The organism is Kitasatospora sp. NPDC057518 (genome assembly GCF_042802075.1).
Taxonomy (GTDB): Bacteria; Actinomycetota; Actinomycetes; order Streptomycetales; family Streptomycetaceae; genus Kitasatospora.
Genome location: NZ_JBHVEU010000035.1, coordinates 1 through 25318, shown reverse-complemented (window position 1 = coordinate 25318; position 25318 = coordinate 1). Strand labels below are relative to the sequence as shown.

Genomic DNA, 25318 nt, shown 5'->3' with positions numbered 1-25318 from the left:
GCCCGCGCCCGCCGTCCGGCGGCGGCAGCCGGGTCCGCCCGCGGTGCGGAACTGATGCGGCGCGCAACGATCATCGGCGATCATCAGTGTCCCCGTGTGCGCGGCGGAGGCCCGTTCGACCCGCTCCTCGGCGTCGGCGTCCGGACGGCGGGCCGCCCGGTCCGGCAGCACGCCGGGGCGGGGGCGGGCAGGTCCGTACCAAGGCCGGCAAGTGGCGCCCACCTGCGGAGAGTTCACTCGGATCGCCTAGCGCGGCGTCGAGGCCGCCCGGGGCTGGCGTCTGGGCCTGGCGCCTGGGCTCGGTGCCCGAGCTTGGTGTCCGGGACGGCACCGGGCGGCGGGTCAGCCCGGGCGGCCGGTCCGCAGGAACGTGGCCAGCAGCTCGTGCAGGACGGCGGCGCCCTCGTCGGCGAGCACCTCGTGCCCGGAGCCGGCCGCCTCGACGTACCGGAAGTCCTCGCCCTCGACCCGGCCGATCCGCAGCAACTCGTGCCGCAGCGAACGGGACTGGCTCACCGGTACGACCTCGTCCCGGTTGCCGTGCACCACCAGCAGCGGCGCGCTCAGCCGGTGCGCCAGTTGCAGCACGTCGCGCGGTCCGCGGGCGTCGGCGACCTGCTCGCCGCCGCCCAGCCGGGTGGTCAACGCCCGTACGGGGGGCGCGGCTTCGGCCAGCAGCCGGGCGCCGGACAGGAACGGCGCGACCACCGCGCAGCGGGCGACCTGCTCGGCCGGCGCGTGCGAGGCCGCCAGCAGCGCCAGGAAGGCGCCGTAGCTGACCCCGAAGAGGGCCGGCGGCTCCAGGCCGAGGGCGGCGCGCTGGCCCGCGATGCCGTCCAGCAGGTACAGGACGTCGTCCAGGTCGGGACCGCCCCAGGCGCCCCGGATGGCCAGCGCGTGCGCCACGCCGTAGCCGGTGGAGCCGCGCTGGTTCGGCGCCACCACCGCCAGGCCCTCGGCGGCCATCCGCTGCAGTGTCGGGTCGAACTCCAGCCGCCAGGCGTCCGCCGGGCCGCCGTGCAGCGCCAGCACCAGGTGCGGGCTGCTCAGCCAGGCGTCCCCGCCGTACACCACGGCCTCCAACGGGCCTGCCGGGCCCGCGAGTTCGAGGCTCTGCGCGGGATGCCAGCGGCCGCCGTCCCCGGGCGGGGTGCTGCCGTCGAGCCGCCAGCCGGGCGGCTCGGTCCGCACCGGGCGCACCCCGCCGGGCTGCCAGGGCAGGATGGTGTCCCGCCACGGCCCTGGCAACCCCGAGGCCAGCGGCGCGAGTTGGAGCGGGAGCGGCGTCGGGCCGGAGACGGGCGGGAGCGGGCCGTGCGTCAGCAGCGTGTCGACGTCGAGGGTGGCCAGCGCCGTCGGGTGGTCGGGCGAGGAGTACGGCACGCGCAGCCCCGCCTCGCCCCAGTGGCCGACCGCGCCGAGCCGCCCGGGCGGGACCGGCAGCGGGTCCAGCCGCCCGGCCGAGGGCCGCCACAGCGCGAGCGCCGAGCCCGCGCCGTGGTCGATCTGCACCGCGACCCGGGGGCCGCCCGCCGCGACCCGCAGGGCGACCGGCCGCAGGAACATGCCCGCGACGTGCAGGCACTCGGGGAAGCGCAGCGGCTCCCCGGCGCCGAGGACGCCCCAGCCGAGCCGGTCGGTGCCGGGCGCGTCGCTGCGCACCATCGCGAACCGGCTGTCCGGGTCGAACAGCACCAGGCGGTCGTTGCTCTGCGGGCCGATCTCCAGCAGGGGGGAGGTGCGGCCGGCGCGCAGGTCGAGCACCACGCTGCGGACCAGGCCCGCGTTCACCCGGTCCAGCGCGAGCAGCGTGCCGGTACGGTCCAGCCAGGTGCCGCCGCCGTGCAACCCAGGGATCTCGGCGACCTGTTCGGGCTCGCTGCCGTCGGTGCGCACCAGCCAGGCGGTGGTCGCCGGGCGGGTGTCGCTGCCGAGTGCGACCGCCACCGGCGTCCGCGGGTCGGCCCCGGCCTGGGCGGGGAGCGGCAGGACCCGCAGGCCGGTCATCCGCAGCGAGCCCAACCGCTGTTCCAGGGCGCCGTTCCCGCCGTACGAGAGGCGGACCAGGTCGTGCCGCTCGCCGTCGTGCCGGCAGGTCAGCACCGAGCCGTCCGGCAGTGCGACCAGCTGTGAGCGCAGGCTCTCCGCGCGGTTGCCGGGCAGCGGCAGCGCGGTCGGCGCGGCCGGTCCGCCGTCCTGCGGCAGTCGCCAACTCTCCACGTACCAGCCGCTGTCGGCGGAGGAGGCGAGGCAGGCGGCGTGGCTGCCGTCGGCGGCGAAGGTGAAGCTCAGCCGGCGCAGCGTCTGGGTCATGGTTCGGGTGGCCACGTTCATGCTCCGCTCACCCCGGTGGTGCTGGACGGGCCCGCCGGGTCGGAGGGGCCTGTGGTGCCGGACGGGCCCGCGTTGCCGGACGGGTCCACGGCGCCGGGGCGGGCCGGGCCGCCGGCCTGCCCCGGCCGGGCAGCGACCCGGCCGCGGCACGGCGGAGGCCCGGCGATTCGTTCCTGCACCAGGACGGCGGAGTCCTCCTGGCCGATCGGACCGACGGCGGGCGGCACCGGCCCTCGCCCGGCGGGCCGGGCCGTGTGCCGGAAGCCGCCGACGGTGACCTCCCGGTCACCGCCGCCTCCCCGGCCTCCGGCACCGGCCGGTGCCGCCCGCTCCGCCTCCGGCCACGAACCGGCCGCACCCGGTCCGCGGTCCACCGATCCCCTGTCCCCGGCCGTACGCAGCGATGTGCCCGCCCCCATCCGCCACCACATCCCTTCGTCGCGGCCGCCGCCCCGGTGCCCACTGCTCGCGGCACCCGGGCGGCGGCCCGGCCTGATCGGTTCTTCCGGAAGGGGCGGCGGTACCGCCCCGGTACGGGAGTGCTCACCCGGATCCCGTCCGGCCCGGCACGGCACCGCCCGACTCCTGGTCGTGGCCGCCGCCGGGGCAACTCCTGTTCGCAGAAGTGAAGTTACTTTCGAGCCAACCGAAGCCTCAACGCAGAGCCGGTCACTTCACTCGTAAGGGTGCAAAGGCCTGGTTTCGAACCCGTACGGGAACCCTGCTGTGAGTAACGGACGACCGGCGCGCGGCCGCGTACGGAGCGCGCGGGGCCCGTCGGGCGCCTCTCGTCGCAGATTGACGTGCACCCGTACGCCCCCAGCTCCCCTGTCCGAACGGCCACGAGGTACCGGCCGACGCCGCCGCGACGCGTCGAGGACGGACCGAGGACGAACCGAGGACGGACCGACGACGGACCGAGGACGTACCGGCGGCGACCCGGCGCCGCGGGCGCGACGCGACCCGGCCGCGACCGTTCCCCCGGCGCCCGGCCGTACGGCCGAGGCCCGACCGCCCCCGCGCGCACGGTAGTCTCGACAGGTGCCGAAACTGTCCGACGTCATCACCGCGCTCGAAGAGGTCTACCCCCCGCAGTGGGCGGAGTCCTGGGACGCCGTCGGCCTGGTCTGCGGAGACCCTCAGACCGAGGTCAACCGCGTGCTCTTCGCCGTCGACCCCGTCCAGGCGGTCGTCGACGAGGCCGTGGAGTGGGGCGCCGACCTCGTGGTCACCCACCACCCCCTCTACCTGCGCGGCACCACCAGCGTCGCCGCGACCACCTTCAAGGGCCGGGTGGTGCACACGCTGATCACCAACGGCATCGCCCTGCACGTCGCCCACACCAACGCCGACCACGCCGACCCCGGCGTCTCGGACGCGCTCGCCGAGGCGGTGGGCCTGCGGGTGACCGGCCCGCTGGTGCCGGACCCGACCGACCCGCTGGGCCGCCGTGGCACCGGCCGGATCGGCCTGCTGGAGCCCCCGCTGACCCTCTCCGCCTTCGCCGCGCAGGTGGCGGCGGGCCTGCCCGCCACCGCCGCCGGCGTCCGCGTCTCCGGCGACCCGGACCGGCTGGTCAGCCGGGTCGCGGTGTGCGGCGGCTCGGGCGACAGCTTCCTCGCCGACGTCCGGTCGGCCGGCGTGGACGCCTACCTGACCGCCGACCTGCGTCACCACCCGGCCTCCGAGGCCGCGGAGGCGTCGCCCGTCGCGCTGCTCGACGCCGCCCATTGGGCCACCGAGTGGCCCTGGCTCACCCTGGCCGAGCGGGCCCTGCTGGCCGCCGCCGACAAGCGCGGCTGGGCCGTGGAGACCAAGGTCTCCCACCGGGTCACCGACCCGTGGACCGCGCACGCCCCCATGTCCTTCACCGCCTGACCCGATTCACAGGAGCTCTCCGCTTGAACGCCGCGCCCGCCGACCAGAACCGCCTGCTCGACCTCCAGGCCATCGACTCGAAGCTCGACCAGCTGGCCCACCGGCGCCGGAGCCTGCCCGAGCACGCCGAGATCGAGAAGGTCACCGCCGACCACACCGCGCTCAAGGACCTCGTCGTCGCCGCCGAGGCCCAGAAGGGCGACACCGCCCGCGAGCTGACCAAGGCCGAGCAGGACGTCGAGCAGGTCCGCTCCCGTGCCGCCCGCAACCAGCAGCGCCTGGACTCCGGCGCGATCACCTCGCCGAAGGACCTGGAGAACCTCCAGCACGAGATCGGCTCGCTCGCCAAGCGCCAGGGCGACCTGGAGGACGTCGTGCTGGAGATCATGGAGCGCCAGGAGAGCGCCAAGAGCCGGGTCGAGGAGCTGTCCGCCCGCCTGGAGCACTCCACCGTCGTCCTCACCGAGGCCGAGGGCCGCCGCGACGCCGCCTTCGCCGAGATCGACGGGGAGGCCGAGAAGGTCAAGCGCGACCGCGAGACCGTCGCCGCCGTCATCCCGGCCGACCTGCTGAAGGTCTACACCAAGCTGCGCGAGACCCAGGGCGGCGTCGGCGCGGCCCGCCTCTACCAGCGCCGCTGCGAGGGCTGCCGCACCGAGTTCTCGATCACCGAGCTGAACGCCATCAAGGCCGAGCCGGCCGACAAGGTCGTCCGCTGCGAGAACTGCTCGCGGATCCTGGTCCGCACCTCCGACTCGGGCGTCTGATCCGGTGGCGGCGCGCTTCATCGTCGAGGCCGACGGCGGGTCCCGGGGCAACCCGGGGCCGGCCGGCTACGGCGCGGTGGTCCGTGACGGGGACACCGGGCAGATCATCGCCGAAGCCGCCGAGTTCATCGGCCACGCCACCAACAACGTGGCCGAGTACAAGGGACTGATCGCCGGGCTCAGGGCGGCCCGCGACCTGGACCCGGACGCCTCGGTGGACGTCCGGATGGACTCCAAGCTGGTCGTCGAGCAGATGTCCGGGCGCTGGAAGATCAAGCACCCCGACATGCAGCCGCTCGCCGCCGAGGCGCGCACCGTCCTCCCGCGCGCCCGGGTCACGTACACCTGGATCCCGCGCGAGCGGAACAAGGACGCCGACCGGCTGGCCAACGAGGCGATGGACGCGGGCCGCGACGGCCGCCAGTGGGAGCCGAAGCCCAAGGCCGCGGTCGCGGTCGTCGACGAGCCGCCGCTGGAGACCGCCGCCCCCAAGGCCGGCTGGGCCGCCCCCGCCGACCTCGGCACCCCCACCACCTTCGTCCTGCTGCGCCACGGCGAGACCCCGCTCACCCCGGAGAAGCGTTTCTCCGGCAGCGGCGGCAGCGACCCGGAGCTCTCCGACAAGGGCCGCTGGCAGGCCGAGCGGGCCGCCGAGGCACTGGCCGCGCGCGGCAGCGTCCAGGCGGTCGTCGCCTCCCCGATGCTCCGCACCCGGCAGACCGCCGAGACCGTCGCCGCCCGGCTCGGCCTGGAGGTCCGGTACGAGGACGGGCTGCGCGAGGTCGACTTCGGTGCCTGGGAGGGCCTGACCTTCGCCGAGGTGCGGGAGCGCTACCCCGACGACCTGACCGCCTGGCTCGGCTCCGCCAAGGCCAAGCCGACCGGCAGCGGCGAGAGCTTCACCACGCTCACCCACCGGGCCGGCGTCGCCCGGGACAAGATCCTCGCCCGGTACGCGGGGAAGACCGTGCTGGTGGTCTCGCACGTCAGCCCGATCAAGACCCTGGTCCGGCTGGCGCTCGGCGCCCCGCCGGACTCGATGTACCGGATGGAGCTGTCCGCCGCCTCGATCTGCGCCGTCCAGTACTACGCGGACGGCAACGCCTCGGTGCGGCTGCTCAACGACACCTCGCACCTGCGCTAGGGCCCGTCGTCACCGGGGTGCTCAGTGCACCTCGGTGACCACCACGTCCAGCTGCCACGGCTTGCGCGCGGTGCCCTCCGCCGCCAGCTCGACGTGGTGGCCCAGCTCCAGCAGCGCGTCCATCAGCTCGCCGGGGGTCTTCGGCTCCGCCCCGGCCGCCAGCAGGTCCCGGACGATCCGCCCCTTCGTCGCCTTGTTGAAGTGGCTGACCACGCTGCGCTTGCCGTTCCGCTCCTGGAGCACCCGGACGGTCGCGGTCCTGGCGGCCACCTCGCCGGCCGGCTTCCAGGCCGCCGCGTACGCGGAACTGCGCAGGTCCAGCACCAGCCCGTCCGCGACCTCGGGGAGCACGGGGGCCATCGCGCTCCGCCAGTACGCCCCGAGCGCCCCCAGCTGCGGGAGCTTGACGCCCATCGAGCAGCGGTAGGACGGAATCCGGTCGGAGATCCGCACGGCGCCCCAGAGACCGGAGAAGACCAGCAGCGAGCGCTCGGCCCGGTCGTACGCGGCCGCGTCCAGGGTGGCCAGGCCGAGGTTGTCGAACAGCACCCCGGTGTACACCTCGCCCGCCGGACGGGCACCCGCCGTCGGCAGCCCGGCGTTCTTGGCGACCTCGCCGCGCAGACCGGGGGAGAGGCCGAGCACCTCGGCGGCGGCGTCCTCGTCACCCCGGCACAGGCCCACCAGCGCGTCCAGCACCGCGCCGCGCGCCGCCGTCAGCCCCGGCAGCGACAGCCGCTCCAGCGCCACCGGCCCGCCGTCCCCGGACCCGGCCTTGCCCTCCGAGGGCGGCAACAGCACCAGCACAGCGGACTCCTCAACAATCTGTGGCGGACGAACCCCGCAACCCTACTGCGGCCGCCCCGGCCCCCAGCGCCACACAGAGCGGTGAGTAGTACCGCACGTTCAGCCGCCGGAACCGCTCCGAACGCTCACTCACCCGGCCGAACACCACCGGCCCGGCCACCCCGCGCGCCAGCAGCACCCCCGCCACCACCCGCACCCCGGCCCGCCGCAGCCGCCGCGGACCCACCTGCGGCAGCACCCCGGCCTCCGCCCCCACCAGGTACGCCCCCGCCCCCAGCGCCCCCGCCACCGCCAGGCACGCGCCCACCGGCGGCACCCCCTCACCCTGCCCCACCACGACGTCCGCGAACTCCTCCGCCGACCCCAGCGGCCACGGCGTCACCGCCCACACCGCGTGCAGCGCCCCCGTCGCCCCCAGCGCCGCAGCCACCACACCCCCGGCCACCTTCACCGCACCCATCGCCCAAACCCCCTTCGTGCACGGCCACTTGCCCCCACCGTACGAGTGCTTACGCCGCCCCCGGGCAGAGCCTGGCCCGGAACCGCCCGGCCCCGCTCTACCCTGGCGTGCATGCCTCGCCGAAAACTGCGCGTCAAGGCCGCCGACTCCGCCCGGATCAACACCGAGCTGACCGAGCTCCGTACCCGCCTGGAGGTCCACACCGAGTGGCCGCGGGCCGTGCTCGCCGAGGCGGAGGAGGCGGCCGAGCGCCCCCGGCTGCCGGAGTACGACGCCACCGACCTGCCGCTGTTCACGGTCGACCCGCCCGGCTCCCGCGACCTCGACCAGGCCGTGCACCTCGCCCACCGGCCCGGCGGCGGCTACCGGGTGCACTACGCGATCGCCGACGTCGCCGCGTTCGTCCACCCCGGCGGCGCGATCGACACCGAGGCCCGCCGCCGGGTCGAGACCCTCTACTTCCCCGACCACCGCGTCCCGCTGCACCCCACCCGGATCTCCGAGGACGCCGCCAGCCTGCTGCCCGGCGAGCCCCGCCCGGCCCTGCTCTGGCAGCTGGACCTGGACGCCGACGGCGCCGTCGTCCTCGCCGACCTGCGCCGCGCCCTGGTCCGCTCGCACCGCCGGCTGGACTACGCCGCCGTCGAGCGCGCGGTGGACCTCGGCGGCGCCGACGAGCAGCTCGCCCTGTTCGCGACCGTCGGACGGCTGCGCGAGGAGCAGGAGCGCGCCCGCGGCGGGATCAGCCTGCCGGTGCCCGAACAGGAGGTCGAGGAGACCCTGCACGGCTACGTCCTCGGCTACCGCGCCCCCGGCCCCGCCGACGGCTGGAACGCCCAGATCTCCCTGCTCACCGGCATGGCCGCGGCCGACCTGATGCTCGACGCCGGCGTCGGCCTGCTGCGCACCCTGCCCGCCGCACCCGCCACCGGGTACGAGCGGCTGCGCCGGATCGCCGCCGCCCTGGACGTGGACTGGCCGCAGGCCGTCCCGTACCCCGAGCTGATCCGTTCCCTCGACCCGGACGTCCCGCTCAACGCCGCCTTCCTCAACGCCTGTACGGGCCTGCTGCGCGGCGCCGGCTACCACGCCTTCGACGAGTCCCGCGGCCTGCCCGCCCCCGCCGAGCCGGAGCACGCCGCGCTCGCCGCCCCGTACGCGCACTGCACCGCGCCGCTGCGCCGCCTCGGCGACCGCTTCGCCCAGGAGGTGTGCGCGGCGGTGGCGGCGGGCGAGGACGTGCCGGAGTGGGTGCGCGAGGCGCTGCCGGCCGTCCCGGCGCTGATGGCGGGCGGGGACCGCCGCGCCGCGGAGGTCGAACGGGCCTGCGTGGACCTGGTGGAGGCGGAGCTGCTCGCGGGCCGGGAGGGCGAGGACTTCGCCGCCGTGGTCATCGACGTGGACGAGCGGCGGCCCGGCTCCGGCACCGTCCAGCTGCGCGACCCGGCCGTCCGGGCCCGCTGCGACACGGCCGCGGACGGGCTGCCGCTCGGCCGGGTGATCGACGTCCGGCTGACGACGGTCGACCCGGCCACCCGGACCGTCCGCTTCACGGCGGTCTAGCGGGCCGCGTCCCCGTGCCACCTGGATTACGCCACCCGCCACCCGGACGCGCGGCTCACCCGCCCCGGCCCGCCCCGCGGTGGGAGGATCGGTCCCGTGCCCGCCCCCCAGCCCCGCGCCGCCGCAGCCGCGCCCGCCCCCGGGCCCGCGCTCGGGCGCCGCCGCCGTCTGCTCGTCCTGGCGATCTGCTGCCTGAGCCTGTTCATCGTCGGCCTCGACAACACCGTGGTGAACATCGCCCTGCCGGTGATCCAGCGGGACCTGGACGCCCCGGCGTCCGGGCTGCAGTGGATCATCGACGCCTACACCCTCGTGCTGGCCTCGCTGCTGATGCTGTTCGGCTCGGTGGCCGACCGCTTCGGCCGCCGCCGGGTGTTCCAGACCGGCCTGGTCTGCTTCGCGCTCGGCTCGCTGCTGTGCAGCCAGGCGCCGAGCCTGGGCTGGCTGGTGGCGTTCCGGGCGCTCCAGGCGGTGGGCGGCTCGATGCTCAACCCGGTGGCGATGTCGATCATCACCAACACCTTCACCGACCCGAAGGAGCGGGCCCGGGCGATCGGCGTCTGGGGCGGCGTGGTCGGCATCTCGATGGCGCTCGGCCCGCTGCTCGGCGGCTTCCTGGTGGACGGCGCGGGCTGGCCGTCGATCTTCCTGATCAACGTCCCGGTGGCGCTCGCCGCCATCGCGCTGACCGCCCGTTACGTCCCGGAGTCCCGCGCCCCCCGGCCGCGCCGGCTGGACCCGGTGGGGCAGCTGCTGATGATCGTGCTGCTCGGCTGCGGCACCGCCGCGATCATCGAGGGCCCGGCCAACGGCTGGACCTCCCCGCTGATCCTCACCCTGGCCGCGACCGCGCTGGCCGCGCTGGTCGCCTTCCCGCTCTGGGAGCGGCGGGTGGCCGAGCCGCTGGTGGACCCCCGGTTCTTCGCCAGCGTGCCGTTCACCGGCGCCGCCGTCACCGCGGTCTGCGCGTTCGCCGCGCTCGGCGGCTTCCTCTTCCTCAGCACCCTCTACCTCCAGGACGTCCGGCACTACAGCCCGGTCGAGGCCGGTCTGTGGACGCTGCCGATGGCCGGGATGATGCTGGTCTGCGCGCCGCTGTCCGGACGGATCGTCGCCGGCCGGGGCCCGCGCCTGCCGTTGGTCGCGGCCGGGATCGGCCTCGCCGCGAGCGGGCTGCTGCTCACCCGGCTCGCCGCCGACTCCCCGCCGGCCCTGCTGCTGGTCGCGTACGCGCTGTTCGGCTTCGGCTTCGGCATGGTGAACGCGCCGATCACCAACGCCGCCGTCGCGGGGATGCCGCGCGCCCAGGCGGGCGTGGCGGCGGCGGTCGCCTCGACCAGCCGTCAGGTCGGCCAGTCGCTGGGCGTGGCGGTGATCGGTACGGTCGTCACGGCGGCCGTGGTCGGACCGGTCGCGACCGGTTTCGCCCCGGCCAGCCACGCCGGCTGGTGGATCCTGGTCGGCCTCGGCGGCGCCGTCCTCGCCCTCGGCCTGGCCACCACCACCGCCCGGGCGAGCGCGACGGCGGCCCGGGTGGCCGCCCGCCTCGGCGCCGAGGCGCCGGCCGTCCGGTCCGGTGTACGGGAGGCGCCGCCCGAGCGGCTACGATGACCACTACGGCGGAAGAGTCGGCCGGGCGGTCGCGACGGGTCCCAGACCCGCCGAGGAACGTCCGGGCTCCACAGAGCAGGGTGGTGGGTAACGCCCACCCGGGGTGACCCGCGGGACAGTGCCACAGAAAACAGACCGCCCACCGCTTTTCGTGGTGGGTAAGGGTGAAACGGTGGTGTAAGAGACCACCAGCGACCGGGGTGACCCGGCCGGCTAGGTAAACCCCACCTGGAGCAAGGTCAAGATCGGCGCCCTCGGGCGCCGTGCGCGGACGATTGAAGGCTGCTCGCCCGAGTCCGCGGGTGGACCGCACGAGGCTGTCGGCAACGGCAGCCCTAGATGGATGGCCGCCTCCCCGGGCCGCGCAAGCAACCCGGGAGACAGAACCCGGCGTACAGGCCGACTCTTCCGCCCCCTTTCCCGCCCGCCGGTCAGGCGGGGCGGGCGCCGACCGCGTCGCGGATCTGGTCGCCGAGGCCGCCGTTGACGCGGGCGCAGTTGGCGCAGCAGAAGAACATGCCGGCGACTTCGACGCCGTGGCCGACGATGCGGACGTCGCACTGCTCGCAGCGCGGGGCGAGTTTCTCCATCGCGCACTCGAAGCTGTCGAAGGTGTAGGTGTCGCCGGTGACCGTCCTGATCTCGAAGGCCAGCCAGTAGTCGTTGCCGCAGGTGACGCAGATGGCCATGGCGGCCGTCTCCTTCCGGTGGGGCCGACCCCGGCGGGGCGGCTCGTCTCCCAGTGTCGAAGGCCCGGTCGGCGGCGGCCACCCGGAGGGGGCGGGCGGGGGCTCAGGCGGAGCCGGCGGCGAGGTCCTCCAGGGCGCGGACGGCGCGGTCGGCGTCGGCGGCGGCGACGAACAGGTGGTCGTGGTGGAAGCCGGCCACCACGTTGCAGCTGATGCCCTCCTCGGCGAGCCGGCCGGACACGGCGGCGGTCAGTCCGACGGCCTCCAGCGCCGAGTGGATCCGCAGGGTGATCCAGGCCGCCACGTACTCGTAGCGCAGCCCGAGCGCGTCCGCCTCCTCCTGGGCGATCACCATCGTGACCCCCTCGGGTTCGGCGACGGTCACCACCGGCCGCATGCCGGCGGGCACCCGGGCGGGGAGCGTGCAGTAGACGTACCGCCCGGGGTTGAGCTGCGGGCTCATGCCGCGCAGCAGCGTCGCGAGGTCTCGTTCTGCGGCCATGCCCGCCACCGTAGCGGCTGGGCGGGGGATGGGCGGTGCTCCGTGGGCGTGTCGGAATCCGTTGACGAGCGACAGTCACCGATATATCGTCGAGCTATCGAGACAGTGACTCGACTGCCTCGTTGAACCTCAGAGATTCGAGGAGGTGGGCGCGATGCGCTCAGAACGTCAAGGAAGGCGATTCCGCTGGGAGGGCCCGCGCGGCGGTGACGGTGGCGGCCCCGGTGGCCTCGGTGGCGGTCGGCGCCGCGGGCCGGGCCCGGGGCCGGAGTTCCGGGGGATGCCCGGGGAGGGCTTCGAGGGCCGGGAGGCGTTCGGCGGGTTCGGCCCGCCGTTCGGTGGCGGCGGTCCCGGCCGGCCGATGGGCGGCCCGTACGGGCACGGCTTCGGCGGGCACGGCGGCCGGCGCGGTGGCCCGCACGGGCGGCGCGGCGGGCGGGCCCGGCGCGGTGACGTCCGGGCCTCGCTGCTGGCGCTGCTCAAGGAGCGGCCGATGCACGGCTACGAGATGATCGCCGAGATCGCCGAGCGGACCGGCGGGGCCTGGCGGCCCAGCCCGGGGTCGATCTACCCCAACCTCCAGCTGCTGGAGGAGGAGGGCCTGATCACCGCGGAGGAGGTCGGCGGCAAGCGGCTGGTCTCGCTCACCGAGGCGGGCCGGGCCGAGGCCGACGCCGGGCCGGCCGAGCCGTGGGCGGAGGCCGGCCGGGAGGTCGACTGGGAGGCCGTCCAGGAGGTCGGCCAGGCGCTCGCCGCCGTCGACCAGGCGATCCGCCAGGTCATGGCCACGGGCACCGAGGCGCAGCGCGCCAAGGGCCTGACGGTGCTGACCGAGGCCCGGAAGAAGCTGTACCTCATCCTCGCCGAGGATGACTGACCGACCGGGGGGAGCGGGGCGGGCGGTGCTGCTGCCCGGGTGGCCCGAGCGGTCCGGGCGGCCGGGGGGAGGGCCTCACGGCCGGACCGTGAACAGGGCCACGCACACCAGCAGCAGCACCGCCCAGCCGAACCAGAGCCAGGCGTTCGGCTCGATGACCACGCTGTAGAGGCACACCGCCAGGAGCAGCACCCCGGTGACGCCGGCGACCTCCCGGTTGTGGTGCCGGACCGCCCGGGAGTGGTCCCGCGGGTGCCGTACCGTCCTCGCCATGCCGACCTCCGGGGGAGACTGCGGCCGACCTCCGGGGAGACCGCGGAGGGAGGGGGCGGCCGTCAGCCGGAGGCCGCCTCGTCGTACTCGTAGCGCCAGAACCAGCTCAGGCCCCGAACCTGCTTGCTCCGGACGTACACCAGTGTGCGCGCGGGAGTCCCGCCGTGCGCGGGGACCGGGACCTTGTACTTCTTGGGCACGCCGAGCATCGGCCCCAGCGGGATGGGGAGGATCTTCCCGTCCAGGGGGCCGCCGACGAATGCGGTGTCCGCGCTCTTCATCCCTCCAGGGTCTCACCTCCGCGGACGAGCCCGGGGCGCACCCGTGGGCCGCACCCGCGGCCGTCGCCGGGAGTGTGACCGGAGAGGCACCGCCCCCGGTCATCCGGAGGCCCTCCGCACCCTTATCCTTCCTGTTACGCCCTCGGGGTCCACCCGGGTCAGCGGGCCCGTACGGGCCGGGCGAGGCGCGAATCCGCGCGCCCTCCGGCCGATTTGGCGCGGACAGCGTGCTGCCGCGACTGCGTACCGTGACCCGGGCGTCGGCCGTCCGGTGACCCCGGGCCGCGGCCGGCAGGGCGCCGACGTCAGGGCCGAGCACCCCGGGAAGCAGACGGGGGCGCCGTGCGTTGCGTCGGAGTGGTACGTCGAACGCTGTGTCGCACCAGGCACGGCAGTTGCGCGGAAGGGGCCCGATGGAAGCCGGCAGCAGGTGGACGACCTGGTGGCAGAAGCGTGATCGTCAGCGGGCGGGGGGCCCGGACGGGCCGGCCGCCGACCTCGATCAGCTGCTCGGCGCGGTCCGCGCCGGATTCCCGCTCGCGCCCGCCGCCCACCCGGCCGGCTACCGGTGCTCCTGTGACCGGGTGGCCTGTCCGGCCCCCGCGCAGCACCCGGTCTCCTTCGCCTGGCAGACCCAGGCCACCACCGACCCGGAGCAGCTCTCCCGCTGGCTCTCCCGCGATCCGGAGGCGAACTTCATCACCGCCACCGGCCGGGTGCACGACGTGCTGGACGTCCCGGCGGAGGCCGGACGGCTGGCGCTGGAGCGGCTGACGGCGCTGGGCGTCGAGGGCCCCGTCGCCGCCGTCGGCGAGGACCGCTACCTCTTCTTCACCGCCACCCGCGGCACCCCGCAGGACGAGGACGAGTGGTGGCCGAGCGCGCTCGACTCCACCCCGGACACCATGTCCGAGCACCCCGGCCTGCGCTGGCACTGCCGCGGCTCGTACACCCTGCTGCCGCCGGCCGCGCTGCCGGACGGCTCCCACGTGCGGTGGCTGCGCGGGCCCGAGCAGCCGCTGCCGGACCCGCTGCGTGTCCTGGACGTGCTCACCGACGCCTGTACCGAGGTGGGCGCCGTCGCCGAGGAGCAGTGGCTGATCGGCTAGGGCGCCCACCGGGCGACGCTGGTCACGGCGGGGAGACGCCGGTCACGGCAGGGTGAGGACCTCCGCGCCGGTCGGCGTGACCACCAGGGTGTGCTCGAACTGGGCGGTGCGCTTGCGGTCCTTGGTGACGACCGTCCAGCCGTCCGGCCAGATCTCGTAGTCGTAGGTGCCCAGGGTCAGCATCGGCTCGATGGTGAAGGTCATGCCCGGCTTGATCACCTCGGTGGCCCGCTCGCTGTCGTAGTGCGGGATGATCAGGCCGGAGTGGAACGACGTGTTGATGCCGTGTCCGGTGAAGTCCCGCACCACGCCGTAGCCGAAGCGCTTGGCGTAGGACTCGATGACCCGCCCGATGACGTTGATCTGACGACCCGGCTTGACCGCCTTGATCGCCCGGTCGAGGGATTCCCGGGTGCGCTCGACCAGCAGCCGGGACTCCTCGTCCACGTCGCCGACCAGGTAGGTGGCGTTGAGGTCGCCGTGCACCCCGTGGATGTAGGCGGTGGCGTCGATGTTGACGATGTCGCCGTCCTGGAGCACGGTCGAGTCCGGGATGCCGTGGCAGATCACCTCGTTGATCGAGGTGCAGACGGACTTGGGGAAGCCCCGGTAGCCGAGGTCGGACGGGTAGGCGCCGTGGTCGCACATGTAGGCGTGGGCGACGGCGTCCAGCGCGTCGGTGGTGACGCCGGGGGCGATCAGCTTGGCCGCCTCCGCCATCGCTCGGGCGGCGATCCCGCTCGCGATCCGCATCTTCTCGATCGTCTCGGCGGTCTGCACCTCGGGCCCGGTGTACGGCGTCGGCGCGGGCTTGCCGACGTACTCGGGGCGCGCGATGTGCGCCGGGACCTTGCGGGTGGGGGACTGGATGCCGGGTACGAGAGCCATGCCGCGAGTCTAGTCGTCGGGCTCCGCGGCCCCGGGTGGTGTGCGGCCGACCCCGGGTGGTGTGCGGCCGGGCCCGGGGCGGGGAATGATCGGTACCGACCCATCCTTCTGGCCTTCTGAACGGGAGAGCGTCATGCCCCTCGGATTCAACCGCAAGCCGACCGGCAAACCCGGCGAGTGGTTCTACTGCATCAAGCACAACAAGGTCGAAGAGGGCCCGGAGTGCCCGGCGAAGGACCGCCTGGGCCCGTACGACAGCCCCGAGGAGGCCGCCCAGGCCCTGCGGATCGCGGACGAGCGCAACCGCGAGTGGCGGAACGACCCGCGCTGGAGCGACCGGCCCAAGGACGAGGCCGAGTAACCACGGCGGGACCCCGATCCCGATCCCGACCCCGGTCAGGCGGTCGGCGCGGCCTCCCGTGCGGCGCGCTCGTGCTCGGCGCGCACGGCCGCGGCGTTCGGGTCGGTGCGGTCGTCGTAGGCGAGCAGCTTCGGGAGGGCGGCGGCGACCGCGAGCACGGCGACGACGCAGGCCGCACCGCCGGCCCAGACGGCGGCGCGCACGCCGACCAGCCCGGCCATGGTGCCGGCCCGGACCTGGCCGAGCTGCGGGCCGACGGAGTAGCTGAGCAGTTCCACGCCGGCCATCCGGCCGCGCAGCTCGTCGGGGATGGACTGGTTCCACATGGTCGAGCGGGCGAGCCCGCTGATCTCGTCGGCGCCGCCGGCCAGCGCCAGGCCGAGCAGCACCAGCCCGATGTGCTCGGTGAGCCCGGCGAGCGCCATCGCCGCGCCCCAGCCGACGGCGGCGGCCACCAGCAGCCGCCCGTGCCGGTGGACGCGGGAGGTCCAGCCGCTGGTCGCGCCGACCAGCAGGGCGCCGAGGGCGGAGGCCGCGTACATCGGGCCGAGCGCCCAGTCCGCCCCCAACTCCGAGGCCAGGAACGGGAAGACGGCCACCGGGTAGGCGAACAGCATGGCGCAGACGTCGATCGCGTAGGTGCCGAGCAGGTCCTTGCGGCTCCACGCGTAGCGGACCCCGGTGAGCACCGCCCGGACGGACGGCCGTTCGGCGCCGGTGGGCGGCGGCACCGCCTTGATCCGGACGAGCAGCAGCAGCGAGAGGGCGAAGGAGAGGACGTCCAGCGCGTACGCGGTCTGCACCCCGGCGAAGGCCACCACGACACCGGCCAGCGCGGGGCCGGCCACCGAAGCGGCGTTGTGGTACAGCGATCTGAGGGCGAACGCGGCGGTCAGGTGCTGGTGCGGGACGAGCCGCGGGAGGAGCGAGTCCAGTGCCGGGCGCTGGATGCCGTCGGCGGCCGCGACCAGCGCGGCGACCAGGTAGATCGGCCAGAGCAGCGGGTGCGGCAGCAGGGCGTTGACCAGCAGCAGCCCGGCCAGCAGGCCGAGCGCGACCTCCGCCCGCAGCACCAGCTTCCGGCGGTCCAGGGCGTCGGCGAGGGCGCCGCCCCACAGGCCGAAGACGATCAGCGGCACCAGCTCGACGGCGCCGATCAGGCCGACCGCGAAGGAGGAGCCGGTGAGTTCCTTGATCTGCATCGGCACGGCGACGAGGGTCAGGAAGCCGCCGAAACTGGTGACGCAGCCGGAGGTCCACAGGTAGCGGAAGTCGCGCGAGGCGCGCCAGGGCGACAGGTCGGGCGTCAGCGAGTGCAGCAGCCTCCGGGCGCGCCCGGGCACGGGGGGATGCGGGGGTTCGTCGACGTTCACGAACCGTCATCCTCGGGCGGCGGCCACCGCTTCCGCAAAGGGTTTTCGACCGGGGCGTGAACTTTTCGGCCGGGTGGTGAACAGGGTCACCAGCGGGTGATCGCGGGCCCCGAGGCCAGCCGCCCGGCGAGGTCGGCGAGCCGGTCCCGGACGGAGCGGCGGCCGGTCCGCTGCCCGGCGGCGACGCTGACCAGGTGCTGGGCGAGGTCGAACGGCCCCTCGGCGGCGGTGCCGACGGTCAGCCGCTCGTGCGCGAGCCGGCGGAGTTCGTCGAGGCCGTGGGGTTCGCCGCGGCCGCCGGACGCACCGGGCCCGCCGGCCGCACCGGGCCCGCCGGGTGCGGCGCGCCCGTCCGGCCCGTCCGACCCGTCGGCGTCAGCGGAGCCCCCGTCCAGCGCGAGCACGGTCGCGCCGCGCCGCCGCGCGTCGTGCACCCGCTCCAGCAGCGCGGCGCCGGCCGCCCGGGGGACCACCACCAGCACGGTGTCGCCGCGCCCGGCCTCGGTGAGCCGCCGCAGGTCGTGGGTCAGGTGGGCCGGGGCGTCGGCCGGCGGGCTGTGCCGCAGCAGGGTGGGCGCCAGCCGGGGGACGTCCGACCAGGCGGCCTCGTCGTCCAGGTGGGCGGCCAGGTGCCAGGGTTCGTACGCCTCGGTGCCGACCAGCAGCAGCCCGCTCGCGCTGCGCCGTTCCACGGAGCGGCGCAGCGCGCCGGCGAAGCCGCCGACCTCCTCCAGCCAGCCCGTTCCCGTCAGCCGTTCCCGGAGTGCCGAAACTCTCACCGCGTCCATGCGGGCCAGGATGTCCCGCCGGGCCGGGGATTTGGCAGGATCGGCCCATGACTTCCCTCGATTCAGCGACAAACCCGGCCCACGAGGTCCCGGACGTCTCCCAGCTGGTGGTCGGTGTCCTCGGTGGCACCGGCGACCAGGGGCGAGGACTCGCCCTGCGGCTGGCCAAGGCCGGCCAGCAGGTGATCATCGGCTCCCGCGACGCCGCCCGGGCCGAGGCCTCGGCGGCCGCGCTGGGCCTCGGCGTGCGCGGCGCCGACAACGCCACCGTCGCCCGGGAGAGCGACGTGGTGATCATCGCGGTCCCGTGGGACGGCCACGCCGCCACCCTGACCGCGCTGCGCGAGGAGCTCGCGGGCAAGATCGTCGTCGACTGCGTCAACCCGCTGGGCTTCGACAAGCAGGGCGCGTACGCGCTGAAGCCGGAGGAGGGCAGCGCCGCCGAGCAGGCCGCCGCGCTGCTGCCGGACTCCCGGGTCACCGCCGCGTTCCACCACCTCTCGGCGGTGCTGCTGCAGGACGAGTCGGTGGAGAGCATCGACACCGACGTCATGGTGCTCGGCGACGACCGGGAGGCCACCGACGTCGTCCGGGGCCTGGCCGCGCGCATCCCCGGGATGCGCGGCATCTTCGCCGGCCGGCTGCGCAACGCCCACCAGGTCGAGGCGCTGGTCGCCAACCTGATCTCGGTCAACCGCCGCTACAAGGCCCACGCGGGCCTGCGGATCACCGACGTCTGAGCGGATCCGGGCAGAGGCGTGTCGACCTCACCCCTGGACCCGGTCCGGAGGTGAGGTCGGCGACAATGGGTGGCGGCCGTGACCCGGCCGCCCGCACCCGTTCTAGGAGCCCTCCGCCATGCCTCGCACGTCCCGCTTCGCCCTGGCCGCCGTCGTCCTCGCGCTCGTGGCCCTGGTGGTCTCGCTGGTCCAGGGCTTCTGGCTGGGCCTGATCTGGCTGCCGCTGGCCGGCGTGGCCAGCAACGTGCTGTGGATGGACCGCCGCCGGGCCAGGATCGCCGCCGCGACCGCGGCCGCCGCCGAGTAGCGCCGGCCGCCGAGCAGGGCTAGTTCTTCCAGAAGCTGAACAGGTACCGGCCGAGCGTCGCGTAGTCCTGGTCCACGCCGAACAGGTTCATCAGGCCGTGGACGATCCCGAAGAAGAACTCGTTCACCTGGGGCTGCCACAGCAGCGCGAACACCGCGAGCATCCCGTACGGCGCGAACGGCTCGATCGCGCGCCGGGTCTGGTACGACAGCCAGGGCTCGACGATGCCGTAGCCGTCCAGTCCGGGCACCGGCAGCAGGTTCAGCACCGCCGCGCTCAGCTGGAGGAAGCCGAGGAAGCCCAGCGCGCCGGAGAACGGCGAGATGATCAGCTCGTGGCCCTCCCAGAACGCGTGCACGGTCGGGTCGTCCAGCCAGCCCGCGCCGATCGGGACCAGCAGCGCCGCTGCGATGAGCAGGTTGACCAGCGGGCCGGCCGCCGAGATCAGGCTGTGCTTGAGCCGGCCCTGGATGCGGTGCCGCTCGATCCAGACCGAGCCGCCGGGCAGGCCGATGCCGCCGAGGATCACGAAGACGATCGGCAGCACGAAGCTGAGCAGCACATTGGCGTACTTCAGCGGGTTGAGCGTGAGGTAGCCCTTGGCGCCGACGGAGATGTCGCCGCCGTGCAGCGCGGTGCGCGCGTGGGCGTACTCGTGCAGGCAGAGCGAGACCATCCAGCCCGCGACCACGAACAGGAACACCCCGAACGAGGCGTTGCCGTAGCCCTGGTACACCGCCCAGCCGGAGGTGCCGAGGACGGCCAGGAGCACCCAGAACACCGGGCTGATCCGGCGGTCCTCGCTGCGGGAGCGCGGCGTGGCGGCGAAGGTCATGGTGTGGGTGCTCCGTGGGCAGAGGGAACGGGAAGGACCGGCAGGGACCGATCATGCCGGGCGGGCCGGTGGCCGGACAAGCCGCCTCCGGTGAACGTCCGAGGGCCCGGGGTCGGTTCCGCCGGGGCGCCGGGCCCTGCACAATTGTGCGGCCCTTCCCCCGCCGATCGACCAGAATGGTCCGGTGCACTACGGCATCCTCGGAACCACGACGGCCCACCACGACGACGGCACCCCGGTACCGATCGGCGGCGCCCGGCTACGGGCCCTGCTCGCGGCCCTGGCCCTCCGGCAGGGCCGGCCGGTGCCGGCCGACCTGCTGGTGGACGAGGTGTGGGAGGCCGAGCCGCCCCAGGACTCCTCCGCCGCGCTCCAGACCCTGGTCGGCCGGCTGCGCCGCACCATCGGCCGGGACGAGGTCGGCTCCGGCCCGGCCGGGTACTGGCTGACCGGTCCGGCCACCGACCTCGCCGACTTCCAGCGGCTGACCGGCGAGGGCCGCCGCGCCCTGGACACCGGGGACCACGCGCTCGCCGCCGAGCGGCTGGGCGCCGCCCTGGCGCTGTGGCGCGGCCCCGCGCTGGCCGACCTGCCGGACCGCACCGGCCCGGCCGTCCGGCTGGAGGCCCAGCGCGAGGAGGCCCGCCGCCACCGGATCACCGCCGACCTCGGCCTCGGCCGCGCGGCCGACCTGGTCGCCGAGCTGGCCGAGCTGTGCGAACGGCAGCCGCTGGACGAGTCGTTGCAGCTGCTGATGATCCGGGCGCTGCACGAGAGCGGACGGACGGCCGAGGCGCTGCGCCACTACGAGCGGACCAGGCGGGCCCTGGCCGAGGAGCTCGGCGCCGACCCGGGTCGCGGACTCCAGTCCCTGTACGCCGAGTTGCTCGCCCCGGAGACGCCGGAGCCGCTCCACGCCGCGCCCGCGCCCGCACCCGCCGCCGCCGCCCCCCAACTCCCGCGCACCGTCGGCAACCTGCGCGGCCGGCTGACCAGCTTCGTCGGCCGCGAGGACGATCTCGCCGCGCTGCGCGGGATGCTGACGGACCGTCGGCTGGTGACGTTGACCGGCCCCGGCGGCTCCGGCAAGACCAGCCTCTCGACCGAGGCCGGGCGCGCCGAACAGGCCGCCGGGGGCTGGCCGGGCGGCGTCTGGGTGGCCGAACTCGCCCCGCTGGAGAGCCCGGACGCGGTGCCCGCCGCCGTGGTCTCCGCGCTCGGCCTGCGCGAGATCGTGCTGCACAGCACCAGCATGGTCGCCGAGGTGATCGAGAAGCGGGCCGAGGACCCGGTGCGCCGGCTGGTCGAGCACTGCGGCCACCGCCGGATGCTGCTCGTCCTGGACAACTGCGAGCACCTGATCCAGGCCGCCGCCGACCTCGCCGACGTCCTGCTCGCCGAGTGCCCCGGGTTGACGGTGCTCGCCACCAGCCGCGAGCCGCTGGGCGTGCCCGGGGAGACGGTGCTGCCGGTCGAGCCGCTGCCCGACCCGGTCGCGCTGCGGCTGTTCGTCGAACGCGCCGCCGCCGCCCGTCCCGGCTTCGACCCGCAGGGCGACCCGGAGGCCTGCGCCGAGATCTGCCGCCGGCTGGACGGGCTGCCGCTGGCCATCGAACTGGCCGCGGCCCGGCTGCGGGTGATGACGGCGCGCCAGATAGCCGACCGGCTGGACGGCCGGTTCGCGCTGCTCACCGCGGGCAGCCGCACCCTGCTGCCGCGCCAGCAGACGCTGCGCGCGGTGGTCGACTGGAGCTGGGACCTGTTGGGCAAGCGGGAGCGGGCGGTGCTGCGCCGGCTCTCGGTGTTCGCGGGCGGCTGGCAGCTGGAGGACGCCGAGGCGGTCTGCGCCGACGGCGTCGAGGTGGCCCCCGGCGAGGTCGCCGACCTGCTGCTGTCGCTGGTCGACAAGTCCCTGCTGGTGGCCGACCTGGACGGGGCCAGCCTGCCGCGCTACCGGATGCTGGAGACCATCCACGAGTACGCGACCGAGCGCCTCGCCGGGTCCGCCGCCGAGCGCGCCGCCACCGAGGCCCGCCACCTGGCGCACTTCCGCACCCTGCTCGCCGCCGCCGACGCGGAGATCCACGGCCCCCGGCAGCTGCACTGGCTGACGGTGCTGGAGCGCGAGCAGGACAACGTCCGGACGGCGCTGCGCCGCGCGATCGACCTGCGGGACGAGGAGCAGGCGCTGCTCCTGGCCATCGGCATGAGCTGGTACTGGTCGCTGCGCGGCTACAGCATGGAGGCGCGCACCTGGTACACCGCGATCGCCGCGCTCGGCCCGGACCCGTTCGGCCCGGACGCCCCGCGGGCGGTGCCGCTGGAGCGCGGCGTGCTGGCGTACGACCTGCCGCTGCCGACGGCGGTGGTCGAGGAGGCCCGCCGGCTGCTCGCGATGTTCCGGCTGATCGGGCTGTTCGAGGGCAACCTGGACGTCCTCGGGGACCCGGAGGCGATCGAGGTCGCCCAGCGGCTGATGGACGCCTACACCCCGGACCTGCCGCAGTCCTACCGCTTCCCGGCGCTGATGCGGGTGTTCGGCGCCTTCCTGGCCGGCCGCCTGGACATGATGAAGGACCTGATGGACGACGCCGTCCAGGGCTGCGAGCAGTACGGCGGGCCGAGCGACCTGGCGTTCATCCTGCAGGTCCGGGCCAGGATGATGAACGACTGGCCGAGCGGCGCCGAGCAGAGCATCGAGGACGGCGCCCGCTCGCTGGAGCTGTACGAGCAGTCGGGCGACCTCTGGGGGATCTCCCAGGCGCTGTCCGCGCACGGCGAGTCGCTGGCCAACCGGGGCGAGGCCGCGGCCGCCGCCGAGGCGTACGCGCGGGCGATCGAGCTGATCGAGGAGCTGGGGGCGCCGCAGGAGGTGCCGATCCTGCGGGTGAACCTGGGCACCGCCCTGCTGGAGCAGGACATGGAGCACGGCGAGCGGGTCGTCCGCGAGGCGCTGGCCTCCATCGACACCCCGGGCCTCAACCAGGCCACCACCGGGGCGCTGATGTTCGGCCACCTGACGCTCTGCGGCATCCACGCCCACCGCGGCGAGTTCGCGCAGGCGCTGGCCGAGCTGGACGAGCTGGACATAGTCCGGGTCGGCGGCTTCGCGCCGAGCCTGGTGACCGGGATGCTGATGAGCGCCCGCGGCTGGATCACCGCCCGGGCCGGGGACCCGGAGGCGGGGCTCGACCTGCTGCGCGCCGGCTGGCGGCAGCTGCGGGCGGTGACGGCCGCGAGCGGCTTCGCCGAGCACATGACGGTCATGGTGGTGCCCGCGGTGACGGCGGTGCTGGGCAGCTTCGCCCAGCGCGACGGGGACCTCGGGCGGGCCCGGGCGGCGGCCGTGCTGGCCGGCGCCCACGGCGGGCTGAACGGCCCGAAGGGCGGCTACCTGGACCGGGTCGAGCGGGCGCGTTCGGAGGCGGCCCTGCGGGAGTCGCTGGGGGACGCGGGGTACGAGGAGGCCCGGGCCGGCGGGGTCGGGATGACCCAGGAGCAGGTCTTCGAGCTGCTGGAGGGGCTGCTCGGCTAGCCACGGCGCGGTCGGGCCCGGGCGGTCGGATCCCGTACAGCCGGTGCCCGGGCGGTCGGTGCCCGTACAGCCGGTGCCCGTACGGCCGGTGCCCGTCCCCTGGTCACCGGCCGCACGGGCCCGTACGGCGGCCGGCGCCTGTCCGGGGCGGCCGGCCGTCCTGCCCGGCGGCCTTCCCCGGCGAGGGCCGGGGGAGCCGACGGTGGTCATGGGGGTCAGGTCCGCTTGCGGAACCGGGCGACCGCCAGCGGGGCGAAGACGGCGGTCACGGCGGCCGACCAGATCAGCACGATCATCACCGGGTGGGCCACCGGACCCGTGCCGTTGAGCAGGGAGCGGGAGGCGTCGGCCAGCGCCGAGAGCGGGTTGACCTTGGTGAAGGACTGCAGCCAGCCCGGCATGGTGTCGGTCCGGGCGAAGATCGAGCTGCCGAACTGCATCGGCATCAGGACCAGCATGGCCACGCCCTGGACGGCCTGGGCGCTGCGCAGGGCCATGCCCAGCAGCATCGAGATCCAGACGATCGACATGCCGAACAGCAGGGCCAGGCCGATCGTGGCCAGCACCTCCAGCGGTCCGGTCTTCACCTCGAAGCCGATGCACATCGCGAAGCCGATCAGGATCGCGAAGGAGAGCAGCCCGCGGAGGGTCTCGGCGACGATCTTGGACAGCAGGACGGAGGCCCGGCCGATCGGCAGCGTGCGGAAGCGGTCCATCACGCCGCTCTGGAAGTCGCTGTTGAGGCCGGTGCCGACGGCCATCGCGAGGGTGAGGCCGGTCTGCCCGAGCAGGCCGGGGATCAGGTACTGCTTGTAGGTGTCCTGGTCGCCGGCCATCGCGCCGCCGAAGACGTAGACGAACAGCACGGTGAAGATGACGGGCATCAGCACGGCGTCGAACATCGACTCCGGGTCGGCCTTGATCCGCATCAGGTTGCGCCGGGTCAGCGCGCCGACGTGGCGCAGGGTGCCGGTCAGGCCGATCCGGGAGTCCTCCGCCGGGGGCCGGGTGTCCCGGGCCCGGGAGGGGGTGAGCGTGGCGGTGGTCATGCGACGGGCTCCTTGGCGAGGCTGGGGGCGGGCACGGCGGCGGACGCGGGCTTGCCGGTGATGGCGAGGAAGACCTCGTCCAGGCTGGGCACCTTGGTGTCGATGCCGGCGATGGCGAAGCCGCGGCTGCCGAGCACGCCGATCACCGCGGTCAGCTGCTCCTCGCCGGTGATCGGCACCGCGAGCAGCCCGGTGTCGGTGGAGACGGTGGCGTTGAGGACGCCGCTCTCGTGCAGGCAGCGGGCCATCTCCGGCAGCTCGGCCGGGTGGGCCGGGCGGACCTGGAGGGTCTGGCCGCCGACCTTGGCCTTGAGCTCGGAGACGGCGCCGTTGGCGATCACCCGGCCGCGGTCGATGACGGTCAGCTCGTTCGCGAGCTGCTCCGCCTCCTCCATGTACTGGGTGGTCAGCAGCACGGTGCTGCCCTCGGCGACCATCCGCTGCACCTCGTCCCAGACCTCGTTGCGGGTGCGCGGGTCCAGGCCGGTGGTGGGCTCGTCCAGGTAGAGCACCCGGGGGCGGCCCATCATGCTGGCGGCCAGGTCGAGGCGGCGGCGCATGCCGCCGGAGTAGGTCTTGGCGGTCCGCTTGGCGGCCTCGGTGAGCGAGAAGCGCTCCAGCAGCTCGGCGGCCCGGGCCCTGGCCTCCCGGCGCGGGAGGTCGAGCAGCCGGCCGATGAGGTAGAGGTTCTCGTACCCGGAGAGCAGCTCGTCCACGGAGGCGTACTGGCCGGTGAGGCCGATCGTGCGGCGCAGCTGCTTGGGCTGGCGCAGCACGTCGTAGCCGCCGACGTACGCGGTGCCGGCGTCCGGCTTGATCAGGGTGGAGAGGACGCGCACCAGGGTGGTCTTGCCCGCGCCGTTGGGGCCGAGCAGGGCGAGCACGGTGCCCTCCCGGACGGTCAGGTCGACCCCGTCGAGGGCCTTCGTCTCGCCGTAGTGCTTGACGATGCCCCGCACCTCCACGGCGTTCCCGGAAGTGGTTCCCCGGTCGTTCGGGGCTGTCGCGATTCGTGTCATGCCCCCAGGCTGTCCGCCCCGGCTGTCAGCTCCCTGTCGGCCGGTGCGGTGCGCTGTCGGCTTGCTGTCACGCCGCTGTCAGCGGCCGCCGCGGGGCCGGGAACGGCAGCGGCCCCGCTCCCGGCGGG

At 75.0% G+C, this 25318-nt stretch carries 24 protein-coding genes and 1 other RNA gene; 12 read left to right on the top strand and 13 right to left on the bottom strand.

The features are described 5' to 3' along the window. Positions 1–342: 342 nt before the first annotated feature. On the bottom strand, positions 343–2328 hold the full coding sequence (locus tag ACFU7Z_RS05990) for an alpha/beta hydrolase family protein (protein WP_380776490.1): 1986 nt from the start codon (positions 2326–2328) through the stop codon (positions 343–345). 1047 nt (positions 2329–3375) lie between these two features. Here ACFU7Z_RS05990 and ACFU7Z_RS05985 point away from each other — a divergent pair. Genes ACFU7Z_RS05985 through ACFU7Z_RS05975 form a run of 3 tightly spaced genes read left to right on the top strand, consistent with a single transcriptional unit; the run spans position 3376 to position 6123 of the window. Then, complete coding sequence (locus ACFU7Z_RS05985) at positions 3376–4212, top strand: Nif3-like dinuclear metal center hexameric protein (protein WP_049659175.1); 837 nt, start codon at positions 3376–3378, stop codon at positions 4210–4212. Positions 4213–4235: 23 nt separating this feature from the next. Beyond that, complete coding sequence (locus ACFU7Z_RS05980) at positions 4236–4979, top strand: zinc ribbon domain-containing protein (protein WP_049659174.1); 744 nt, start codon at positions 4236–4238, stop codon at positions 4977–4979. Between the two features lie 4 nt (positions 4980–4983). Then, positions 4984–6123 (top strand): bifunctional RNase H/acid phosphatase, encoded by a 1140-nt coding sequence (locus ACFU7Z_RS05975; RefSeq protein ID WP_380776487.1) that lies wholly within the window; start codon positions 4984–4986, stop codon positions 6121–6123. Positions 6124–6144: 21 nt separating this feature from the next. Here the strand turns inward: ACFU7Z_RS05975 and yaaA are convergent, their stop codons facing one another. Both yaaA and ACFU7Z_RS05965 read right to left on the bottom strand, forming a co-directional pair. After that, positions 6145–6930 carry a peroxide stress protein YaaA gene (yaaA, locus tag ACFU7Z_RS05970; RefSeq protein ID WP_375874056.1) on the bottom strand — a complete coding sequence of 262 codons (786 nt, stop codon included), beginning with the start codon at positions 6928–6930 and terminating at the stop codon, positions 6145–6147. 10 nt (positions 6931–6940) lie between these two features. Continuing rightward, entirely contained in the window at positions 6941–7390 is a 450-nt protein-coding gene (locus tag ACFU7Z_RS05965; protein WP_380776483.1) for a DUF3995 domain-containing protein, read from the bottom strand. Positions 7391–7501: 111 nt separating this feature from the next. On the opposite strand from ACFU7Z_RS05965, the gene ACFU7Z_RS05960 reads away from it, so the two are divergent. The 3 genes from ACFU7Z_RS05960 to rnpB all read left to right on the top strand — a co-directional run bounded on the left by ACFU7Z_RS05960 (position 7502) and on the right by rnpB (position 10975). Next, complete coding sequence (locus ACFU7Z_RS05960; protein ID WP_380776481.1) at positions 7502–8953, top strand: RNB domain-containing ribonuclease; 1452 nt, start codon at positions 7502–7504, stop codon at positions 8951–8953. Between the two features lie 96 nt (positions 8954–9049). Continuing rightward, on the top strand, positions 9050–10564 hold the full coding sequence (locus ACFU7Z_RS05955) for an MFS transporter (RefSeq protein ID WP_082346113.1): 1515 nt from the start codon (positions 9050–9052) through the stop codon (positions 10562–10564). Between the two features lie 13 nt (positions 10565–10577). Continuing rightward, an RNA gene (gene rnpB, locus ACFU7Z_RS05950) (RNase P RNA component class A) lies at positions 10578–10975 on the top strand. A gap of 20 nt (positions 10976–10995) precedes the next feature. Here rnpB and ACFU7Z_RS05945 read toward each other — a convergent pair. Together ACFU7Z_RS05945 and ACFU7Z_RS05940 are read right to left on the bottom strand one after the other, a co-directional pair. Then, the gene (locus tag ACFU7Z_RS05945; RefSeq protein WP_049658025.1) at positions 10996–11253 is read right to left on the bottom strand and encodes a hypothetical protein; all 258 of its coding nucleotides are present in this window, start codon (positions 11251–11253) and stop codon (positions 10996–10998) included. A gap of 103 nt (positions 11254–11356) precedes the next feature. Then, the gene (locus ACFU7Z_RS05940) at positions 11357–11755 is read right to left on the bottom strand and encodes an ACT domain-containing protein (protein WP_074000845.1); all 399 of its coding nucleotides are present in this window, start codon (positions 11753–11755) and stop codon (positions 11357–11359) included. A 280-nt stretch (positions 11756–12035) separates the two neighbouring features. On the opposite strand from ACFU7Z_RS05940, the gene ACFU7Z_RS05935 reads away from it, so the two are divergent. Next, complete coding sequence (locus tag ACFU7Z_RS05935; RefSeq protein ID WP_107418642.1) at positions 12036–12632, top strand: PadR family transcriptional regulator; 597 nt, start codon at positions 12036–12038, stop codon at positions 12630–12632. A 75-nt stretch (positions 12633–12707) separates the two neighbouring features. Here the strand turns inward: ACFU7Z_RS05935 and ACFU7Z_RS05930 are convergent, their stop codons facing one another. Both ACFU7Z_RS05930 and ACFU7Z_RS05925 read right to left on the bottom strand, forming a co-directional pair. Continuing rightward, a complete protein-coding gene (locus ACFU7Z_RS05930) occupies positions 12708–12905 on the bottom strand; it encodes a hypothetical protein (RefSeq protein WP_380776478.1) in 198 nt (65 codons plus the stop codon). A gap of 62 nt (positions 12906–12967) precedes the next feature. After that, positions 12968–13186 carry a hypothetical protein gene (locus ACFU7Z_RS05925; protein ID WP_053112518.1) on the bottom strand — a complete coding sequence of 73 codons (219 nt, stop codon included), beginning with the start codon at positions 13184–13186 and terminating at the stop codon, positions 12968–12970. A gap of 413 nt (positions 13187–13599) precedes the next feature. Here ACFU7Z_RS05925 and ACFU7Z_RS05920 point away from each other — a divergent pair, with 413 nt between their 5' ends. Next, positions 13600–14295 carry a bifunctional DNA primase/polymerase gene (locus ACFU7Z_RS05920; protein ID WP_049659894.1) on the top strand — a complete coding sequence of 232 codons (696 nt, stop codon included), beginning with the start codon at positions 13600–13602 and terminating at the stop codon, positions 14293–14295. Between the two features lie 42 nt (positions 14296–14337). Here the strand turns inward: ACFU7Z_RS05920 and map are convergent, their stop codons facing one another. Beyond that, positions 14338–15183, bottom strand: a complete 846-nt coding sequence (map, locus tag ACFU7Z_RS05915) for a type I methionyl aminopeptidase (protein ID WP_049659897.1) — start codon at positions 15181–15183, stop codon at positions 14338–14340. Positions 15184–15316: 133 nt separating this feature from the next. On the opposite strand from map, the gene ACFU7Z_RS05910 reads away from it, so the two are divergent. Further along, positions 15317–15544: a hypothetical protein gene (locus ACFU7Z_RS05910; RefSeq protein WP_380738818.1), complete on the top strand. Its 228-nt coding sequence runs from the start codon at positions 15317–15319 to the stop codon at positions 15542–15544. Positions 15545–15579: 35 nt separating this feature from the next. Here the strand turns inward: ACFU7Z_RS05910 and ACFU7Z_RS05905 are convergent, their stop codons facing one another. Both ACFU7Z_RS05905 and ACFU7Z_RS05900 read right to left on the bottom strand, forming a co-directional pair. Then, positions 15580–16917, bottom strand: coding sequence for an MFS transporter (locus ACFU7Z_RS05905; protein ID WP_380776475.1), 1338 nt, complete (start codon positions 16915–16917; stop codon positions 15580–15582). Between the two features lie 86 nt (positions 16918–17003). After that, positions 17004–17705 carry a hypothetical protein gene (locus tag ACFU7Z_RS05900; protein ID WP_380776472.1) on the bottom strand — a complete coding sequence of 234 codons (702 nt, stop codon included), beginning with the start codon at positions 17703–17705 and terminating at the stop codon, positions 17004–17006. A gap of 47 nt (positions 17706–17752) precedes the next feature. Between ACFU7Z_RS05900 and npdG the strand changes: the two genes are divergently transcribed. Both npdG and ACFU7Z_RS05890 read left to right on the top strand, forming a co-directional pair. Then, the gene (npdG, locus tag ACFU7Z_RS05895) at positions 17753–18445 is read left to right on the top strand and encodes an NADPH-dependent F420 reductase (protein ID WP_049660247.1); all 693 of its coding nucleotides are present in this window, start codon (positions 17753–17755) and stop codon (positions 18443–18445) included. Between the two features lie 118 nt (positions 18446–18563). Continuing rightward, the gene (locus tag ACFU7Z_RS05890; RefSeq protein ID WP_074000852.1) at positions 18564–18752 is read left to right on the top strand and encodes a hypothetical protein; all 189 of its coding nucleotides are present in this window, start codon (positions 18564–18566) and stop codon (positions 18750–18752) included. 19 nt (positions 18753–18771) lie between these two features. Here ACFU7Z_RS05890 and ACFU7Z_RS05885 read toward each other — a convergent pair whose 3' ends face one another. Next, positions 18772–19587: a site-2 protease family protein gene (locus ACFU7Z_RS05885; RefSeq protein ID WP_049660242.1), complete on the bottom strand. Its 816-nt coding sequence runs from the start codon at positions 19585–19587 to the stop codon at positions 18772–18774. A gap of 184 nt (positions 19588–19771) precedes the next feature. Here ACFU7Z_RS05885 and ACFU7Z_RS05880 point away from each other — a divergent pair, with 184 nt between their 5' ends. Continuing rightward, a complete protein-coding gene (locus tag ACFU7Z_RS05880) occupies positions 19772–23122 on the top strand; it encodes an ATP-binding protein (RefSeq protein WP_380776469.1) in 3351 nt (1116 codons plus the stop codon). 215 nt (positions 23123–23337) lie between these two features. Here ACFU7Z_RS05880 and ACFU7Z_RS05875 read toward each other — a convergent pair whose 3' ends face one another. Both ACFU7Z_RS05875 and ACFU7Z_RS05870 read right to left on the bottom strand, forming a co-directional pair. After that, entirely contained in the window at positions 23338–24171 is an 834-nt protein-coding gene (locus ACFU7Z_RS05875; RefSeq protein ID WP_074000854.1) for an ABC transporter permease, read from the bottom strand. Further along, the gene (locus ACFU7Z_RS05870; RefSeq protein WP_380738806.1) at positions 24168–25190 is read right to left on the bottom strand and encodes an ATP-binding cassette domain-containing protein; all 1023 of its coding nucleotides are present in this window, start codon (positions 25188–25190) and stop codon (positions 24168–24170) included. Before ACFU7Z_RS05870 ends, ACFU7Z_RS05875 begins: the two co-directional genes overlap by 4 nt. Between the last annotated feature and the right edge of the window lie 128 nt (positions 25191–25318).